This is a genomic window from Acinetobacter sp. SwsAc5, from assembly GCF_013391485.1.
Classification (GTDB): Bacteria; Pseudomonadota; Gammaproteobacteria; order Pseudomonadales; family Moraxellaceae; genus Acinetobacter; species Acinetobacter towneri.
Genome location: NZ_JACAXD010000007.1, coordinates 107,503 through 125,359 on the forward strand (window position 1 = coordinate 107,503; position 17,857 = coordinate 125,359).

16 protein-coding genes, 1 tRNA gene and 1 pseudogene are annotated in these 17,857 nt (G+C 37.4%); 6 read left to right on the forward strand and 12 right to left on the reverse strand.

Going from position 1 to position 17,857, the window contains the following annotated elements; genetic code table 11:
- The first annotated feature begins 20 nt into the window (after positions 1-20).
- Positions 21-542, forward strand: a complete 522-nt coding sequence (locus HYG89_RS05880) for a DUF3465 domain-containing protein (RefSeq protein WP_104852266.1) — start codon at positions 21-23, stop codon at positions 540-542.
- A 34-nt stretch (positions 543-576) separates the two neighbouring features.
- Here HYG89_RS05880 and HYG89_RS05885 read toward each other — a convergent pair whose 3' ends face one another.
- From HYG89_RS05885 to HYG89_RS05915, 7 genes are all read right to left on the reverse strand, one after another.
- Positions 577-1,032: a DUF962 domain-containing protein gene (locus HYG89_RS05885; protein ID WP_004972797.1), complete on the reverse strand. Its 456-nt coding sequence runs from the start codon at positions 1,030-1,032 to the stop codon at positions 577-579.
- A gap of 231 nt (positions 1,033-1,263) precedes the next feature.
- Positions 1,264-1,872, reverse strand: a complete 609-nt coding sequence (locus HYG89_RS05890) for a septal ring lytic transglycosylase RlpA family protein (protein WP_004972798.1) — start codon at positions 1,870-1,872, stop codon at positions 1,264-1,266.
- Between the two features lie 294 nt (positions 1,873-2,166).
- On the reverse strand, positions 2,167-3,168 hold the full coding sequence (gene mltB, locus HYG89_RS05895) for a lytic murein transglycosylase B (protein ID WP_096902392.1): 1,002 nt from the start codon (positions 3,166-3,168) through the stop codon (positions 2,167-2,169).
- A gap of 369 nt (positions 3,169-3,537) precedes the next feature.
- Positions 3,538-4,188, reverse strand: a complete 651-nt coding sequence (locus tag HYG89_RS05900) for a hypothetical protein (protein WP_070152374.1) — start codon at positions 4,186-4,188, stop codon at positions 3,538-3,540.
- 18 nt (positions 4,189-4,206) lie between these two features.
- Complete coding sequence (queF, locus tag HYG89_RS05905; protein ID WP_154320518.1) at positions 4,207-5,022, reverse strand: NADPH-dependent 7-cyano-7-deazaguanine reductase QueF; 816 nt, start codon at positions 5,020-5,022, stop codon at positions 4,207-4,209.
- Positions 5,022-5,795 (reverse strand): ABC transporter permease, encoded by a 774-nt coding sequence (locus HYG89_RS05910; protein ID WP_096902393.1) that lies wholly within the window; start codon positions 5,793-5,795, stop codon positions 5,022-5,024. The genes queF and HYG89_RS05910 overlap by 1 nt, the downstream gene beginning before the upstream one ends.
- Positions 5,792-6,727, reverse strand: coding sequence for an ABC transporter ATP-binding protein (locus HYG89_RS05915; RefSeq protein WP_154320519.1), 936 nt, complete (start codon positions 6,725-6,727; stop codon positions 5,792-5,794). Before HYG89_RS05915 ends, HYG89_RS05910 begins: the two co-directional genes overlap by 4 nt.
- Positions 6,728-6,906: 179 nt before the next feature.
- Between HYG89_RS05915 and HYG89_RS05920 the strand changes: the two genes are divergently transcribed.
- Positions 6,907-6,982 (forward strand) — tRNA-Arg (locus tag HYG89_RS05920).
- A 163-nt stretch (positions 6,983-7,145) separates the two neighbouring features.
- On the forward strand, positions 7,146-8,372 hold the full coding sequence (locus HYG89_RS05925; protein WP_178866591.1) for an integrase arm-type DNA-binding domain-containing protein: 1,227 nt from the start codon (positions 7,146-7,148) through the stop codon (positions 8,370-8,372).
- A 351-nt stretch (positions 8,373-8,723) separates the two neighbouring features.
- Here HYG89_RS05925 and HYG89_RS05930 read toward each other — a convergent pair whose 3' ends face one another.
- The 5 genes and pseudogenes from HYG89_RS05930 to HYG89_RS05955 all read right to left on the reverse strand — a co-directional run bounded on the left by HYG89_RS05930 (position 8,724) and on the right by HYG89_RS05955 (position 15,123).
- Positions 8,724-10,853, reverse strand: coding sequence for a peptidase domain-containing ABC transporter (locus HYG89_RS05930; RefSeq protein ID WP_178866593.1), 2,130 nt, complete (start codon positions 10,851-10,853; stop codon positions 8,724-8,726).
- Between the two features lie 3 nt (positions 10,854-10,856).
- Positions 10,857-12,122, reverse strand: a complete 1,266-nt coding sequence (locus HYG89_RS05935; RefSeq protein WP_178866595.1) for an HlyD family secretion protein — start codon at positions 12,120-12,122, stop codon at positions 10,857-10,859.
- Positions 12,123-12,130: 8 nt separating this feature from the next.
- A pseudogene (locus HYG89_RS05945) lies at positions 12,131-13,401 on the reverse strand (JmjC domain-containing protein).
- A 77-nt stretch (positions 13,402-13,478) separates the two neighbouring features.
- Positions 13,479-13,754, reverse strand: coding sequence for a hypothetical protein (locus HYG89_RS05950; protein ID WP_001208742.1), 276 nt, complete (start codon positions 13,752-13,754; stop codon positions 13,479-13,481).
- A 421-nt stretch (positions 13,755-14,175) separates the two neighbouring features.
- Entirely contained in the window at positions 14,176-15,123 is a 948-nt protein-coding gene (locus HYG89_RS05955) for an Arc family DNA-binding protein (RefSeq protein ID WP_178866597.1), read from the reverse strand.
- A 79-nt stretch (positions 15,124-15,202) separates the two neighbouring features.
- On the opposite strand from HYG89_RS05955, the gene HYG89_RS05960 reads away from it, so the two are divergent.
- The 3 genes from HYG89_RS05960 to istB all read left to right on the forward strand — a co-directional run bounded on the left by HYG89_RS05960 (position 15,203) and on the right by istB (position 17,830).
- Positions 15,203-15,379 carry an Arc family DNA-binding protein gene (locus tag HYG89_RS05960; RefSeq protein ID WP_005141051.1) on the forward strand — a complete coding sequence of 59 codons (177 nt, stop codon included), beginning with the start codon at positions 15,203-15,205 and terminating at the stop codon, positions 15,377-15,379.
- A gap of 155 nt (positions 15,380-15,534) precedes the next feature.
- A complete protein-coding gene (gene istA, locus HYG89_RS05965; protein WP_178866600.1) occupies positions 15,535-17,100 on the forward strand; it encodes an IS21 family transposase in 1,566 nt (521 codons plus the stop codon).
- The gene (istB, locus tag HYG89_RS05970) at positions 17,093-17,830 is read left to right on the forward strand and encodes an IS21-like element helper ATPase IstB (protein ID WP_178866602.1); all 738 of its coding nucleotides are present in this window, start codon (positions 17,093-17,095) and stop codon (positions 17,828-17,830) included. The genes istA and istB overlap by 8 nt, the downstream gene beginning before the upstream one ends.
- Positions 17,831-17,857: the final 27 nt, after the last annotated feature.

Genomic DNA, 17,857 nt, shown 5'->3' on the forward strand with positions numbered 1-17,857 from the left:
AATCAGAACAAGGAGGTTATATGGCAAATAAAAAGAATTTAAGCATTGGCGCAATTATTGTGGTGTTAATTGCTGCATTTTTTGGCATAGATTTACAACAGTTTCAGTCTGAAACATCAAGCGCGCCAACTACAAGCACTGCTCGCACATCACAAGATGAAAAAGAGCAGTTAGACGTACAGCGAGATACGCTGCAAGATGATGCTCAGGGTGTTCAGCTGATTGAACGTGCGTTTGAGCGCAAACAGAGCGATTTACAAGTCCGTGCGAGTGGGCAGGTCATTGCAGTGTTAGCGGATGACAACGAAGGCTCACGTCATCAAAAATTTATTTTAAAACTGAATAATGGGCAAACTGTATTGGTTGCACATAATATTGATCTTGCACCACGAATTACCAATATTGCAAAAGGTGATACTGTTGAGTTTTTTGGTGAATATGAATACTCAGATAAGGGTGGGGTGATTCACTGGACGCATCATGATCCAGCAAACAAACACGTGGGCGGATGGTTAAAACATCAAGGAAGAACCTATCAATAACGGTTCTTCCGATAACGAAAATAGGATATAGCGTTTAAATGCTCATAATGCTGTTTTTACGACGTGTTTTCCAAGAGGGTAGGATTTTACCTAAATAGGCATCCATGCACCAAATTGGGCCAATGAGAAGGAATTGGAGGTCTTTGAAGAATGAAGGCTTTTTCCCTTCAACTTTGTGACCATAAAACTGCCCAATCCACGCCAAAACAAAAATTGCGATATAAAAACCCATTCCAACAGGCAAAACATAAATCAGCCATGCCATTACCAGCATTAATGCTGCCATTGCAACTGCAAGAACCAAGTCTAAACGTGCATAAAAAATAAAACTGAGCACCAGAAGTAATGTTGTTAGTAAAGCGCTGAAATGCGCCAAGATGCCGACAATCGAAAAAAAGATCGTAGGTACGCACACCCAGTGAATTAATTTATTGGTTTTATTTTGATGGCTCTCGCTGTATTCATCTAGCCACTCGCTTACTGTCTTCATGTGCTACTCCTGTAGACCGATCATCCGTTGTTATTGTTTGACTGTCTAAAATATAACTGAGAACAGTGAGGCGGTCAAAACAGTATTCATATTTTCAAAATGAAGTGGCAACAAAATTTGTGTGGATCATCTTTGTGCAGACATGCATGGGATGACTGTAAATCTTACAGGCATTAAAAAAGCCACATTGCTGTGGCTTTCAAGTCAAATGTGAAGTCGTGTAAGCGAATCTTAAGAGTTTGGACCGTCAATACGCTCAATGCTTACTTTGGCAGTACCTGCATTGGTGATGCCCAATTGTTTTGCAGCGCCATAAGAAAGATCGAGTACACGGTTGCCATGGAATGGACCACGGTCATTTACTTTAACTACAACGCTTTTACCATTGTTTTTATTGGTTACGCGAATATAGCAGTTTAGCGGCAGGCTACGGTGTGCAGCAGTCATTGCGTTCATGTCGAACGTTTCACCGCTTGCAGTTTTACGACCGTGGAATTGACGACCGTACCAAGATGCCATACCTGTTTGGCTAAATTTACGTACAGTGTTCGATGCCACTGTATTTAACTTTTCAATCACTGAAGGCTCTTCAGCAGGAATTTCAATTTTCGCTGCAATCGTTTGACGACGGATTTGGTCGCCTGAACGTTCGGTGATTGAAAGGCTATTCAAATTTGAGAAATGTGAATTAAAACTTTGTGCTTCTTTGTTGAGTACACGCGCTGCTAGGCTAGATGACTCATTATCATTGTTGAATGATGATTGCACCATTTCAGCTTGCGACTGACTTAGGGCAACAGCTGCAGAAAGTGCAAGTAAGTATTTAAGTGAACTATGCATGGTTTGAACTCCTGAAGACAGAATTTTTAACTTATTTCGCTCTTAACTGATTGAAATAGTGGTAATCCTGTCTGTAATTTCACTTTTTCGACTACATTTGACGAAATGGATCATATTCATCCCTCACTAAAGGTGTCTAGTCTTTATACGAAAATAATGACAAAAAGTACCAAAAACCAACTCTATTTGATTAAAAAATAATCAATATTGTAACATTATATGTAAAAAGTTTGTTTTGTGATCAAATTGTCAAAAATATTTCTTGACTTTTTGGTTTTATATTTAAATTTGTACTTAGCGACTCGCAATTTCAGTGCCCAATAACCACAGTGCAGTCGCATACATACGGCTACGGTTATAAGTCGTAATCACCTGAAAATTTGGGTAGGTTATATAGTAGATATGACCATAATTTTCTTGTAATTGAATGACATTGACCAAGTCGAGGTCATCTATTTGCACAATTGGATTCATTGGCATCACGCCTTGCGATTTTAAAACCCCATAAGGTGTTGGCAGGGTCAAATCTTTGGCAATGACACTGTCAGGATTGTTGCCTGTATATCGTGCAGCAAATGCAATGGGTTGATTGCGCTGCCAGCCATGTTGTGCCAAGTAGTTTGCAATGGAGCCAATGGCATCGACTGCCGAGTTGCGTAGATCAATATGTCCGTTGCCGTCATAATCGACCCCAAATTTTGGAATATTGCTAGGCATAAACTGCGGATAACCAACAGCACCTGCATAAGAACCAACAATTGAAGAAGTTGGCACACCATCTTTATATGACCATGCGATCAGTGCTGCGAGTTCATCTTTAAAGTATTCCGCGCGACGTTCATAACCAAAGCCTAAGGTGGCAAGGGCATCACGGGTTACAAAAGAGCCTTTATTGCTTCCAAAACCTGTTTCTACACCCAGAATCCCTAAAATAATGGATTGCGGTACACCAAATTGCTGTTCAGCACGATTGAGCGTGTCTGCATATTGTTGTTTAAAGCGCACACCGCGCTGAATAGTGCTTTCTGCAAGGAAATTGGTTTTATAGTCGTACCAAGGCTTACTTTCGCCTGGGCGGTTCATGATGTTGATGATATTGGGTAAGTTTTTAGAGCCTTCCATCGCCCAATCGACTTGTGCTGCACTCAAGCCATAGGTCTGCATGGTTTTTTGTTTAAAACTGGCATAAGACGGATGATTTTGGAAATCATTGGCCTGACAAAAACTGGTGATAGAAAATGCACCAATGAGTAAAGAAAGACGTTTTAGTTTGTTATAAAAATCAAGTTTGAACATATTGAGGAAAATTCCAAATTGATGATTTACACAACTTATTTATATGCAGTAAATAAGTTGCTACTTATATATGAAGAATAAGCCGCTATTGGGGCCAAACTGCGAAAGCGAAGTAAGTGGCTAAGATAGCATTCATGCGTGACTGGTTTGCAAAAACTTATACAAAAATAGACAAAGAATGTGTAAAAAGCGCGCAGGATTTGTAACAAAATTCAATCTAGGTGCAAAAAGTTATTCTTGATTGTGCAAAAGTTGCAGACATATCCTGATATTGCATTGCATATAAAAATGCCTGATCAAAATCAGGCATTTTGCACTTAACATGCAACAAAAGGGCTTAAAACGCATTATGAGTTAAACCCACTGATATTAATGATGGAATAAGGTGTCGTGATATTCCGCTAAAACCAAGAGTTCCTCTTTGGTTAAATTTGGGATGATTTTATCCACCGCAATATGGACAGCTTTAATTACCGCTGCTGCGCCAATATCTGCTGCTTTACGCTTAATCATGCCCAAATCGAGGGTTTTGTTAAAGTCGCTCATAAAGTGGCGTACCGTCGCTTCTGCAAACTGTTTATATAGTTCGGTTAAAGCAGCTTTGTTCACTTCATTGCCTGCTTGAATTTCGGCATAGTTGTGTTTCAGGTTGGTCACTAGACTTGCATCGAGCGTTTCACCTACACGTGCATTGCCTGCTGCATCTTTAAAGCTACTGCGCTCAGAAAATTCAATCGATTGTTTCACGACATCATTTGGCGCTTTGCTTAATAATTGTTTTAGGAGTACTGCAACGGTAGATTTGACATAGCCCGCAAGTTTTTCGGCAGTGTCGCGTTTATCGCTGGCAGGAAAACGACGTACCAACTCGGTTAAAATGGCATCAATGATTTCTTCATTAATCATTAATGCGGTTTTGTCGCGCAGTGGGTACAGCGGCTCACTTGAATTTTTTTTCTGTTGTGCAGTTTCAATCGTATTTAATAATTCTGCAGATGGAATGAATCCAAAAAATGGCATTGTTCAACCTCAATGTTGTTATTGTCGCGCTAAACGAATAGGGCGAGGCATCCATGTTAAGTCCGATACACGGCAAGGGTTAATGTCTAAACCACCACGACGTGTATAGGTTGCATATACCATCAGTTTTTCTGGTGCGAATTTTTGCCAGATGTCTGCAAACATCTGTTCCACACATTGTTCATGGAAACCATTATGCTGACGATAAGAAATAATATAAGCCAAAATACTGCGATAACAAGGTTTTTTGCCTTGATAACGGATAAAAACCGTGCCCCAGTCAGGTTGTCCTGTGACAGGACAATTGCTGCGTAATAAATGTGAGAAAAGTTGTACCTCTATATCTTCCGCTTGTTCTAAATCGAATTGCAATAAACTTGGGTCAGGATGCTGCTCTAAACGCTCAGGCGTGAGCTGATCAATGCAAATGCCCTCAGGCTGGCTAATCGCTAAATCATCGACCTGAAATAAAGTTAGCGTAACAGGTGCTTGCGCAGCAGCCGTTAAATCATGCTCAACAGTTTCAATGAAATTGGCTTCAGACTGAAAGCGGGTAAAGTTCATACTATTAAAGTAGAGCTTTAATGATTTTGATTCGATCAGGTTAGGCGATGAAGCAGGTAGTGTAATCCGACCAATCGCAACTTGCGGAATGCCTGCGGCATTCAACCACGAAATTTCAAAAACGTGCCACCAGTCTTGCCCCAGTTGAATTCCCTCAACATCTGCATATTTTTCACGTGCAGCAGCACGTGAAATAGGGAATAAAATATCGGGTTGATATTCTGTAGGATAATTGGTGTCTTTACCAAGGAGAGATTGTTCAACACTCATTATTCACGCATTCCTGAACCACGAGAAAGTAAATGATAGGCAATACCATAAAGCACTGCGCAGCATAGTGTAATCACAGATAATGAAATCGTCACGTTGACATCACTATGTCCTAAAATGCCGTAACGGAAAGCATTAACCATATACACCACAGGGTTAATTAAAGAGAGATTTTGCCAAAAAGGGCTTAAGGCACTAATGGCATAGAATACACCACCTAAATAAGTCAGTGGAGTCAGTACAAAAGTTGGAATAATAGAAATATCATCAAATGATTTGGCATAAACAGCATTAATAAAACCGCCTAATGAAAATAAAAAGGACGTAATTAATACGGTATAAATGGTAACAAACCAATTGGTAATATAAAGGTCGGTAAAGAATAGACTCATGGTGGTGACAATAATACCGACCAATACGCCACGACTAACACCACCCAAAACATAGCCCCATAAAATGGCATGCAAAGGTACAGGGCTCATGATTAGTTCTTCAATGCTTTTCTGGAATTTTGCACTAAAAAAACTTGAAGATACGTTGGCATAGCTGTTGGTAATGACTGCCATCATAATTAAGCCGGGCACAATAAATTGCATATAGCTAAAGCCGCCCATTTCACCAATACGCGAACCGACCAAATTACCAAAAATCACAAAGTACAAACTCATGGTGATGGCTGGCGGGAGCAAGGTTTGAGGCCATATGCGCATAAAACGACGAACTTCTTTATGCACTAAGGTATAGAGTGCAATCCGTAGTTGGGTAAAATTCATTGCGCAGCTCCATCTAAATTCTTTTCGACCATTTTGACAAATAACTCTTCTAGACGGTTGGACTTATTACGCATACTGCGCACGCGAATGCCTTGTGCTTCTAAAAGTTGGAATAAATCATTTAAGGTGTGAGCTTTATCCATAGTGACTTCTAGGGTCACTGCATCAATTAAGTTGAAACGTACACCAATAATATCTAAATGAATGGGTTGAATCGGTTCAGCTAAATCGAAAATAAAAGATTCTTCACTTAACTGGTTTAAGAAGTTTTTCATGGAAGTGTCTTCTTTAATCACACCACGATCAATAATCGCGATACGACGACACAACATTTCGGCTTCTTCTAAATAGTGGGTAGTGAGAATGATTGAGGTGCCTTTATCATTCATCTCTGTTAAAAAATCCCACATTGAACGACGCAGCTCAATATCTACGCCTGCAGTCGGTTCATCTAAAATAAGTAGTTTCGGTTCGTGCATCATGGCACGTGCAATCATTAAACGACGCTTCATGCCGCCAGACAGCATTCGCGCTTGAGTGGCACGTTTATCCCACAAACCCAGTTTTTCTAAATATTCTTCGGCACGTTGTTCGGCAATTTTTTTAGGGATACCGTAATAGCCTGCTTGTGTGACCAAAATATCAAACGTCTTTTCAAACTGACCGAAGTTAAATTCTTGCGGCACAACTCCTAAGCACTGCTTGGCTTGAGATGGTTGTGTATCCAGATTGTGCCCAAAAATTTCTACCGTGCCTGCCGTTTTTTTGGTGAGAGAACTGATGATGCTAATGGTTGTAGATTTACCTGCACCATTGGGTCCAAGTAGGGCATAAAACTCGCCTTCAGGAACGGTCAAATTAATTCCTTTCAGTGCTTGGAAACCATTTCGATAGGTCTTTGACACGTCCCTTAACGTCAATGCATCAGTCATGAAATTCTCACTTGAGGAATAGAGCCACTATTGTGAGCGATCTGCGCCAATAAACCAAGTAAGTTAGATGGAATTCTATGTTGCAAGTTTGGAACATTGTTTAAAGCATAAGCATAAAAATACGTAACTTATATATAGTTGCTTTACCTTCAGCAATTTTTTGTTATGATGTGCAGCGCGCGCTCATAGCTCAACTGGATAGAGTACAGGTCTCCGAAGCCTGTGGCGTGGGTTCGAGTCCCGCTGAGCGCACCATTTCCTTGTTTGATCACATCCGAATTAATCCTAATATTATTAAAAATTAATAACTTATATCTGCTTATTGTCCGATAATGTCCGAGGGCGTTTTAGGATACCGCAAGTTTTTACGGTATTTTTTACGGTACATTCTGTTTCTTGAAAAATATACCGTAAAAAAATGCCTAAACTCGTTATTAGTCTTACAGACTCAAAAATTAAATCTGCAATATCAATGCAAAAGAAATCATTTGAAAAAAATATTAAGCTTTCAGATGGTGGTGGCCTTTATCTGTTATTAGATAAAAAAGGCGGGGCATATTGGCGTTTTGATTATATTCGCCCAATCTCTAAGAAAAGAGCCACTATAGCTATCGGTATTTATCCAAGTTGTACATTGGCCAGAGCTCGCGCAAAACGAAGTGAGTTTAGAGAACTGCTTGCGCAGAATATTGACCCAGCAATTCAAAAGCAAGATAAACAGTCCCAATGTCGAAATAATAGTTTTAGATCAGTAGCAGATGAATACCGTAAGACAGAAGAGCTGGAACCAAGTACACAACGTCGGAATCAGTTTATCTGGGATAAGCTTTATGTTGCTATTGGTGAGTTCCCCATTGATTCGATAACAGCCACTCAAATTTTGGAAGTATGCCGTCTTTATGAAAGACAAGGTAAGACTGACTCAGCAAAGCGAATGAGAAGTAAAGCATCTCAGGTGTTTCGGTATGCGATTGCTTTGGGTTTATGTCAATTTAACGTTGCTGACCAAATTAGCGGTATTTTGAAGGTGGGTAAAACTAAGCATCGAGCGGCTATTACTGATAAGCAAAAGCTAGGACAACTATTAAAGAATATTAATACACATGCAGGTCGTGGGGATATTGCTATTGATTATGCAGTCAAAATCTTACCCCATGTATTTGTGCGTCCTGGAGAATTACGTGCAGCAAAATGGGCAGATATCGATTTTAAAAATAGAACATGGAGTTATACACCGCCTAAGACCAAAAATCAGACAGCCCTACAACATATTGTTCCTTTGTCTGATCAAGTCTTGAAGCTGTTCCAAGAATTGTATTGCATTACTGGATATACCGAATATTGTTTTGTGTCTATGCGAGATAAAACGAAAACCATCAGTGAATCAACTATTAATAAACGATTGAAACAATATGGTTTTGAAAATGGTGAGACAACAGGGCACGGCTTTAGAGCTACGGCAAGAACTTTATTAGATGAAGTTCTAAAATTTCCTATTGAACGTATAGAACAACAACTTGCACATCAGGTTCGCGATATGCATGGTCGAGCGTACAACCGTACTAAGTATTTGGAGGAGCGTTCAGTGATGATGCAAGCATGGTCTGATTATTTGGATCAATTAACGCATAAAAATGTAGAGTAATTAATTTAATAAATATTAGTAAGTTATAGTTTCAGTTAAGTTGACGTCACCCCAAAATTCTTTCCGAAGTAATCCATCGGAATATAAAAAAGCCTCTAAACTCAACGTTTAGAGGCTTTTTTAATGCCTGTTTGTCAGATATTGCCTGATCTCATTTGACCCCATATTAGCTCTTTGTGGGTAAATATCGGGAAAATTTACCTGCATATTCCTGTATAAACATACCGCCTATTCTTGTTCCCACCATACCAGTCATTCCTGTTCGTACCATACCACTTGAGTTAAACGAATAGGATCGAACTTATTTAACTAATATTGGCTATTCAATATTTTCTACATTGATTTTGATATCTATCTCAAAGAATCAAACATTTGATCACTAACAATACGACCATTGTTTAAGGCAATAATACGATCTACAGATGAAATCGTCTCTGGACGATGAGCAATAATGATTCGGGTGATATTGAGTGACTTAATCATATCGTTAATTTCTTTCTCTTTTATGATGTCTAGATGACTTGTTGCCTCATCTAGAAATAGAATCTTAGGCTTTCTATACAATGCTCTTGCCAGTAATATTCTTTGCTTCTGTCCTCCTGATAGAATATTGCCCATATCACCAACTAATGTTTGATACCCCATAGGCATCGCCATAATTTCATCGTGTACTGATGCCATTTTTGCACATTGTTCCACCCAGTCTTGCTGAACACCATCATCAAAGAAACTAATATTTTCTAGAATAGAGCCTGCAAACAACACATCATCTTGTGCCACATAGGCAATAAAATTTCTGAGTTGATTAGAACTAATATTCTTTATGCTTTGCCCACCAATTTTAATTTCACCATGCTCAGGAGTTAAATTACCCAAGAGCAAATTCATAAGTGTGGTTTTACCACAACCTGTAGGGCCTACAATGGCTACAGATTGTCCTTCTGGAATATTAAAGTTAATGCCATGAATAATCCAAGACTCATCCTCTGAATATCTGAATCTTAAAGATTTAACATCAATTTCTGTTTTTTGTAGTTTTGACGATTCGGGAACAAATAAATAACTATCTGTTTTTTCTTGATCGGTAAGGACGATGTCCGCTAGACGCTCACCATGTAGACTAAGCATCATCACTTCAACATATTTATCAATGAGAGAACTGACTCGACTACCAAACTGATTTTTATAGGCAAGAAACGCCATTAATATACCAACAGTGAACTCGCCCTCAATGACTAGAGTTGCGCCAAGCCATACAATGATAATATTCTGTAATCCAAACAGTAATGTATTTACAAACCCAAACATGAGGTTAAGTTTTTGTGTCGTCAATCCTGCATTAATTTGGTTTACGAATAACGTTAGCCATGTTGCTTGACGATAGTCCTGTTTTTCAAATTGTTTGATGGTCTTTATGCCACGCATTGTTTCCATAAAATGAGTGCTTTGTTTTGCAGCATGGACAATTTGGTCTTCTGTCGCTCGTCTTAAGGGGTAATACCAGATCCAACGAATGACTGCATACAACAGCATTGTGATCACTGCGATCCATGCCAATTTTGCACTATATACGAACATTAAAATTAGTGTAAAAATCGTCATTAGGCCATCAAGAATGGCTGTAATAAATGATGTTGTTAATGTTCTTTGAATTGCATCAATTGAGCCAAATCTAGAAATAATATCGCCTAGATGACGTTTCTGAAAAAAATTGGTCGGTAAGTTAACGAGATGATGAAAAATATTGGCTTTCCATTGTACATTCAATGTGGTTGCCATATGCATGACGACCCATGCTTGTAACAAGCTAATTAAGTTACTCAATATCATCAACAGGCCAAAACCGATTGCCAAGGTCGCTAGCAAGTTTAGATCAGCGGAAACAATCGCATGGTCAATCACCCATTGCATAAAGAATGGACTGACGAGAGAGAAAACTTCTAAGACTAAAGCAAGAATCAGAATTTGCCCTAAAGATTTCCATAACCCTCTAATCTCACCAAATAATTTAAAAATACGAATACTTGTTTTATCTTTTTTTTCTTCAAAATTAGAATCAGGCCATAACTCTAAAGCGATGCCTGTAAAATGTAATGAAGCCTGATCGTAGGTGAAGACTTTTTCCCCAAAAGCGGGATCAACAATTGTTATTTTTGTTGCCGATACATTCTTAAGAACTACAAAGTGGTTTAAATCCCAATGTAAAATGCATGGCAGCCTTAATTGATTTAATTCATCCAGTTCAAGTTTTAGAGGACGGGTCGTGAGGTGCAACTTATTGGCAATCTTTACCAAAGTTGTAAGCGTTGCCCCTTTTTGGGATATAGGATGCTTCTGTCTTAATGTTAAAAGATCTGATTCATAACCATAATAGCCTGCAATCATTGCAAGGCACGCTAGTCCACATTCTGACGATTCTGTTTGTAATATAACAGGAACTGTTCGACCAAGACCTAAAGATAAACGATCAAGATAACGCATGGACTATAGTTTTCCTGTAATACTAAATAATGGTTCTAAAACCCACTCATACAATTTACGCTTTTCATGCATGATATCGCCTTCAAGGGTCATTCCCACCTGTAAAGGCATATCCTTGCCATAAGCTTTCACCATCTGTTTATCGAGTTTTGCTCTTACCAAATAGACAGGTTCATTATTAAGCTGTTCTTGTGGTGAAATAATTCCGATTGTTTGTAAATCCTGACTGGCCAATGCTGTTTTTGCTACAGATAAAACCTGTGCTTTTGCATGGCCAAATTTTTGATAGGGGTATGCTTGATAACGTAGTAAAACCTGATCCCCCTCTTTAACAAAACCAATGGCACGACTAGGTACATAAAGCTGTGCAATCAATGGTGTATTTTCAGGAAGAACCGTCAATAAAGGCTTAGATAAATCAACAAACTGTCCAACTTCGGCATTAATGGTACCTATAACGCCTGATGAGTTCGCCTGTATAGTAATATGTTGTCTAGATTGCATTTCGATTAATTCTTGCGTATTACTAGATGACAACCGCTCCAACTGCTCAATTTGGTTATTTTGTCTATTTTCCAATCCTGACAAGCTAATTTGTTGTTCCGTTAGCTGTTTTTCTAATGATACTTTTTCACGTTGTAATGATTCATATTGAGCCAACTGATCCAGATAATCTATTTTTCTTGCTTCAAATTCTTCATGAGAAATTGCATTTTCATGAAGTATATTGCCATACCGCTGTTGATTTTTTTTAGCAAGATTGACACGTTCCCGCTGATTAGCAATTAAATTTTCAACCTTAACCAAAGTCCCATTAAGCAAACTAATCTGATTATTGATTGTTCGTTTCTCATCTTGATGAATAAAGCGCATTCGAGTGATTTCATTTCGTATGGATTGCTCTTTTAATTGCGTTTGCTTCGCTAAAGCATCGGCAATACTACCTTGTTCACCATAACTTGCTGTTGAAATTGTAAAAACAATATCGCCTTTTTTAACGCTTTGTCCTTCGTATACATTCTTTTTAAGAACCGTACCTGACTGTGTTGTATAAACCTGTATCAACCCTGATTGCGGAATTAGTTGCCCTTGTACCGTACTACGTTTGGTATAGCTCCCCCATACTGCAAAAGCGATAATCACTAAAGCAATGCATAAAGCACAAATTGTTAAAAAGGTAAAACTAAACGGACGGGATAGAATGATATTTCCCGTCCATTTAGCTTGTTTAGCATCAAGTGCTTCTTTGCGAAATAAATTAGAGCTCATTTATAATTTTACATTACCAGCTCAATCACATTTTCAATTGATAACTGAAATAGCAACTTATTAATTTTTTCTGGAGAATGTTCATTAAATTGATCCAAGACATCTTTTACACTTGAATAGGGATTCTCGAATAAGTATTGAATTAAACTCAAACTAATAACATCGACATTAACTTTATTGCCATTTATAATCACAAAACCTTCATCAAAGTAATATAATAAGTTGGCATTCAAATATAGCTTTTGGTTGCTATCCAATTGACTTACTTTACCATGGCTTTGTTGCATAAATATGTAAGCATCTGATTTAAATAAATTTAATTTTGGATCAAAAAATAATCAAAACTTTTAAAATCATATAGTTATGAAATCTTTGTGCAACAAAGCCCTTTACCATTACCCAATACATCTAGTGATAACATGGATGGTACTGATTGCTCTGCCAGATGATGCATCATAAAACTTTGATAACAGCCTTTGTCTCTGATAATTTCAGCAACTTGCTGACTAAGACTATCGATTGTCTCTGCATCATTTTGAAGATTAGTAAAGTTCTTACGGCAGTCTAGAATACCTGGCATAACATTCTGCAACCAGCGCATATACTCAAATCCTGTCGGTGCAAATGTTGCAACAGCTAAATGAAAGGTTTCTTCATCTAAAGGTAATGGATCATGCCACCAGCCACGAGGTATATATAAAATATCTCCAGCTTCTAAAATTACATCCATGTAGATTTCTTCTGGTTCTTTTATATCTGGAAAATTCTTGGTTTGTTGCATGTACAATGGAAATTCAAAGTTAGGCTTTCTTAATATCCAGCGCTTTCGACCTAATAACTGCACTGCATAGACATCTCTAGTATCCCAGTGACTTTTATATGAAGATTTAGAACTAAATGCCGCATAACTACCTGTAAGTGTACGAGCTTCTGCGAAGTTACCAATTTGCTTACTAATCTGATCAACGAAAGGTTCATTTTTAATTCGATTACAAACTAAAGTTGCACCATTTCTAAGATACTCATAGAAGACTGAAGTAATACAGCGGTATTCTATGACACCCAGATTATCATATGACTCTACATATTCTTTTTTAGGCACTTCATAGCCATTCATTAATTTAAAGTCACGATGTGAAATATCACCACGACTATAAAGCTCATTAACTTCTTTCCAAGAAAATTTGGTGGAATCAATTGCACTCTTAAATAAAAAAGGTTTTTGGTATAAATAATCGTTTTTAAAAGTGTCTTTATCAAGAGAAAAATTTAGTAGCATAACAACCTAGCTATAAATAAAATTGGCTGATTATATCAGCCAATTAAGTTAATTTAGAAAATTTAATTATTTTATTTTTAGTAATTACCACCATCTTCACAGTAGTCATTACCATCTTTTCCTTGATAATAGTCATATACGCCAATTGCGCCTCCAATAAGAGCACCAGCCGCTGCACCAATCGCGCCACCACCAGCAATTCCTCTAGCGCCGCCAACAATAGCCCCTCCTGCAAATGCACCTAAGGCACCTCCAACTGTTGTACCGCTGCTTGCACCATCCAAAGCTGCTCCAGCAGCAGTATTTGCAGAACCTGAAACCATATCTAATTCAATTATACTTAACTCACGCATACAATCACCCTAAAAGATTATAACTTAATTATTAACAATAATTTAATTCCATTTCAATTCTAAATACGAAACTATTTTTTCATAATTTATCCCTAATAATAATACAACACCAAATATTACAACATTATTAAATGATTTTAAATTTTCAGAGAAACTATAATCATGAACAATGAAGTTCTTTAGAAAAATGAACAAACTCACAGAAAACAAAAGACCAAATAATACCACAAAGAAAATCATAAATTTACCAAACAGAGTATTCAATTTCATCACCAATTCTTATAGTTTAATTTACATTAAAAAATTATTTATCAGCCACAATTAGATGTCAATTTATTTTTTGCAATATTTAACCTTTCTAACAATCAATCAGAAAACAATTTTTAAGAGGGCGAATTAGCTTAATCTATTTTTTGAAAAATTATTGATCTTTGCTTTTTACTCCTTCACTAGCGACATGAGCAGTAGACAACCAATCAGACCATTGGCCTTCATATAATTGTGCGGTATGATCACTTGGTTGCTTTCTCCAAATCTCCTCCCACCAATAAGATGGTTGAGTATGGCGTAGGAGAGCCAAAGGATGTGTGTATAGTTTACGAAGCTCGTTAAATTTTTCTCTCTTCATTAAATAACTATGTACTGAATTACGGTGAGGACTATCATAAAGATGAGCCCATAAACTCGCAAAATTTTGCAGCATTGTTCGCCCACCATCACCAATTACTGTAGAAATATGAGCTCGAGTTTCCAATACATCAACTTTCTCATTCTTATATTCTCGAACAATCACTAACTCACCCTCAGGGGAGATATTTCTTACAAAGTGAATCTTTTTAACTTTACTCATAAAAATTTCATGATCAGAGATTCCTTCAGTTTGAAATAGCTCTGGAATATCTCGCTCTGGTAAACCTGAAGCGTCAAATGAAGAATGTGGTGTTGGATAACCATCTCCATGGACTAACCAATCTTGCTCAACTCCTAAGAATTCAGCAATTTTTCTGAGTTCAATAAATGTAGGTTCTTGTTTACCTTGGACCCAATCCAAAAATATTTCTGCTGTTTCATACTCAAGCTGTTCTGCAATATGGGAATATTTTAATTCTCTAAAATTATTGAAATTTGCCCATTGAATAGCATGAACTAGTCTATCTGATAATTCTTTTTTACGATCTAAAAGTTGGTAAGGACTTAATATAATATTTCCATTCTCTGCATCTAACTTTTTAAAATTAAAGCTATTTTCGAGGCGTGCTACGATTTCTGCATTCATTGAACGTTTAGCATCTTGCGCTTCAGCATCGATTCTTTGTTTTAATTCAGTTGGTATTCTGAGTTTTACTTGAGAATCACTTAATAGACTCATAGAACATGGACCTTACATATTGATATATAAACCACATTGGTTTAATATGATTAAACCAATGTGGTCCAAAGAGGTTTCTATGAACCCAAATACTCATGAACTCGCTCAACTTAAAATTCGTATTCCTGCTCATTTAAGAAAACAATTGCAGGAAGAATCTATTGCTCAACAAAGATCCATGAATGCTCAAATTAACTTTATTTTAAAGCAATTTTTGCAAATTCCTAGCAATGTACAACAGATGAAAGATAACTAATACGGCAGAAATAATAGAGACTCATGCGGGTACATGAGTCTCTAAAGTTGTCTTAATTTTGCCGTCAAGACAACTTCATTGTATTGAACATCGATTGATTTATCAATGTTCACGCGGTGCTTTCTGCCTCTTTTAAACCAAAGAGGTCCATTCCTATGCGTATTGAAACAGATAAAATTAGGCAAATTGTTCGACTACTTAATCTTGGGCATAGCCAAAGGTCAACAGCGATACAGGCTCGGGCTAACCGCAGTTCTGTAAAAACCATTTTTGATAAATTAACACTTTTCCCGATTGATAATAGTGAGCTTAATTTATTTACTAATCTGGAGTTGTTAGATTATTTTGAGATTTCACGCACTCCAACTTACCCAACACGAAAAATCTATCCTGATTTTGAATATATCAATCAAGAGCTCAAAAAGCGGGATATGACTCTGGAACTCCTTTGGCAAGAATATATTGCTCAATATAAAGAAGGTCTTTCATATTCTCGTTTTTGCCATGTATTAAATCATTTTCGCAATAAAAAACATGCGTCAATGCGCCAAACTTTTAAGAGTGGTGAGGCTTTACTTGTTGATTTCTGTGGTAGAACAATGGAAATTACTTCACCTGTAGATGGGTCAAAGAGCTATGCTCAAGTATTTGTAGGGGTTCTAGGGGCTTCTGCTTATACATTTGCTTATGCTGTGCCAAGTCAAAGAGTGGAACATTGGCTCGAATGTTTTATCAAAACTTTTGATCATATCGGTGGTGTTCCTGCAACCGTGATCACAGACAATCTCAAATCAGCAGTCATTAAAAACAATAAGACGGGATTAGTGTTTCAAAAGGATTTTGAAGACTTTGCTGCACATTATGACTTTGCAATTATTCCAACTCGTCCTCGTCATCCAAAAGATAAAGGTCTAGCTGAAGTGAGTGTTCAGATTGTACAACGTGCAGTACTTGCTTCATTAAGAAATCAAAAATTCTTTTCTATTGAAGAACTAAACCACGCCATTCAGAAAAAGATGGATGTCATTAACCGAAAAACAACTCGGCGTTTTACCATCAGTCGTTATGAGCAGTTTTTGGCGCTGGATAGCAAGGATATATCACCACTACCACTTTATCCTTATGAACTCTGTTCATGGAAAAGACATGTACGGGTGAGTGAATTCTATCGCATTGAGTATGAAGGGAATCAATATTCTGTTCCATATACCCATATCCATTTGCATGTGGATCTCAAAGTTACCCAATCAACAATACATGTTTTTTATGAACGTGAAAAAATTGCTGAACATCCAATTAATCACGGTATTCGTCAAGATATATGTCTTGATGAACATATGTCACCTGCACACCTCACTCAAAAAGGTTTATCAAAAGATGAAATTATTTTTTGGGCAAATCGGGCTGGTCCAAATACTTCACAGTATGTATGCCATATTTTAAATCAAAAAGGAGATCTAGCTAGAAATATTAAATCATTGAACAAACTGAGGAAATGGGTTGTTGATAATCAAAAATCCCATTGTCTTGAAGATGCTTGTGATTTTGCATCACAACGACAAATTTATGCTTTGGATCGACTACAACGCATCATTGCAAACAATGCTTATCAAATACAACAACCCTTATCAAATGTGTTAACTGGTGATATACCAACATTTCATCAGAATATTCGTGGTGCTAATTATTATTTACAAAATTCTGGAGTTGCTCATGCTTAAACAATCGGTGAAAGATAAATTAGAGCAGCTTAAACTCAAAGGCTTTTTACGTACAGCAGAGGTTTCTTTAGATCAAATGCTTGCTCAAGGTAGAAGTTTTGAGGAATTTCTAGATTTTTGCCTTGAAGCAGAATTAAATGATCGAACAAACCGACGTATCGAAAGACTTTTTTCCATTGCAAAGTTTCGTTACCCCACTGCACGATTAGAGCATATTGACTATGCTCCTGAGCGGAAGGTAAAAAAGGCTGATATTTCTCGTTATGCAAATTGTGAGTGGATTAGTGATTGCAGAGGACTAATTATCTCTGGGGCGACAGGCGTAGGGAAATCATGGTTAGCATGTGCTTTAGGCGCAGAAGCTTGTCATCGTAGCTATAGTGCCATGTATTTTAATGCAATAAGCCTATTCGATGAAATCAGCAGTGCAATCACATTGGGTGAGATCAAAGAGTTTAAGAAAAAGGTATGTTCTGCGAAATTACTTATTATTGATGATTTTGGATTAGGTGGTTTTAACCAGTCTCTGGCTCCATCCTTTTTAGAAATCATTGATAAGCAATCACAGAATGGTGGGTTACTTATTACCAGTCAAGTACCCAAAAGATTGTGGTTTGAGCAATTCCAAGATCCAACGATTGCAGATGCAGTTATGGACCGCATTTTACATCGTTCATACGAGTTAGAAATTTCAGGTCGATCCTATCGGGAAAAAATCTACGCTCAATAAGGGTAACCTTATTTAGTTCAGGGAGTG

What these genes read in the sequence shown, in the direction of transcription:
- HYG89_RS05890 (WP_004972798.1), bottom strand. Translation starts at nt 1,872, where the DNA reads ATGCATAGTTCACTTAAATACTTACTTGCACTTTCTGCAGCTGTTGCC.
- mltB (WP_096902392.1), bottom strand. Translation starts at nt 3,168, where the DNA reads ATGTTCAAACTTGATTTTTATAACAAACTAAAACGTCTTTCTTTACTC.
- HYG89_RS05930 (WP_178866593.1), bottom strand. Translation starts at nt 10,853, where the DNA reads ATGCGTTATCTTGATCGTTTATCTTTAGGTCTTGGTCGAACAGTTCCT.
- HYG89_RS05935 (WP_178866595.1), bottom strand. Translation starts at nt 12,122, where the DNA reads ATGAGCTCTAATTTATTTCGCAAAGAAGCACTTGATGCTAAACAAGCT.
- istB (WP_178866602.1), top strand. Translation starts at nt 17,093, where the DNA reads ATGCTTAAACAATCGGTGAAAGATAAATTAGAGCAGCTTAAACTCAAA.
- HYG89_RS05910 (WP_096902393.1), bottom strand. Translation starts at nt 5,795, where the DNA reads ATGAATTTTACCCAACTACGGATTGCACTCTATACCTTAGTGCATAAA.
- HYG89_RS05960 (WP_005141051.1), top strand. Translation starts at nt 15,203, where the DNA reads ATGAACCCAAATACTCATGAACTCGCTCAACTTAAAATTCGTATTCCT.
- istA (WP_178866600.1), top strand. Translation starts at nt 15,535, where the DNA reads ATGCGTATTGAAACAGATAAAATTAGGCAAATTGTTCGACTACTTAAT.
- HYG89_RS05885 (WP_004972797.1), bottom strand. Translation starts at nt 1,032, where the DNA reads ATGAAGACAGTAAGCGAGTGGCTAGATGAATACAGCGAGAGCCATCAA.
- HYG89_RS05925 (WP_178866591.1), top strand. Translation starts at nt 7,146, where the DNA reads ATGCCTAAACTCGTTATTAGTCTTACAGACTCAAAAATTAAATCTGCA.
- queF (WP_154320518.1), bottom strand. Translation starts at nt 5,022, where the DNA reads ATGAGTGTTGAACAATCTCTCCTTGGTAAAGACACCAATTATCCTACA.
- HYG89_RS05955 (WP_178866597.1), bottom strand. Translation starts at nt 15,123, where the DNA reads ATGAGTCTATTAAGTGATTCTCAAGTAAAACTCAGAATACCAACTGAA.
- HYG89_RS05950 (WP_001208742.1), bottom strand. Translation starts at nt 13,754, where the DNA reads ATGCGTGAGTTAAGTATAATTGAATTAGATATGGTTTCAGGTTCTGCA.
- HYG89_RS05900 (WP_070152374.1), bottom strand. Translation starts at nt 4,188, where the DNA reads ATGCCATTTTTTGGATTCATTCCATCTGCAGAATTATTAAATACGATT.
- HYG89_RS05880 (WP_104852266.1), top strand. Translation starts at nt 21, where the DNA reads ATGGCAAATAAAAAGAATTTAAGCATTGGCGCAATTATTGTGGTGTTA.
- HYG89_RS05915 (WP_154320519.1), bottom strand. Translation starts at nt 6,727, where the DNA reads ATGACTGATGCATTGACGTTAAGGGACGTGTCAAAGACCTATCGAAAT.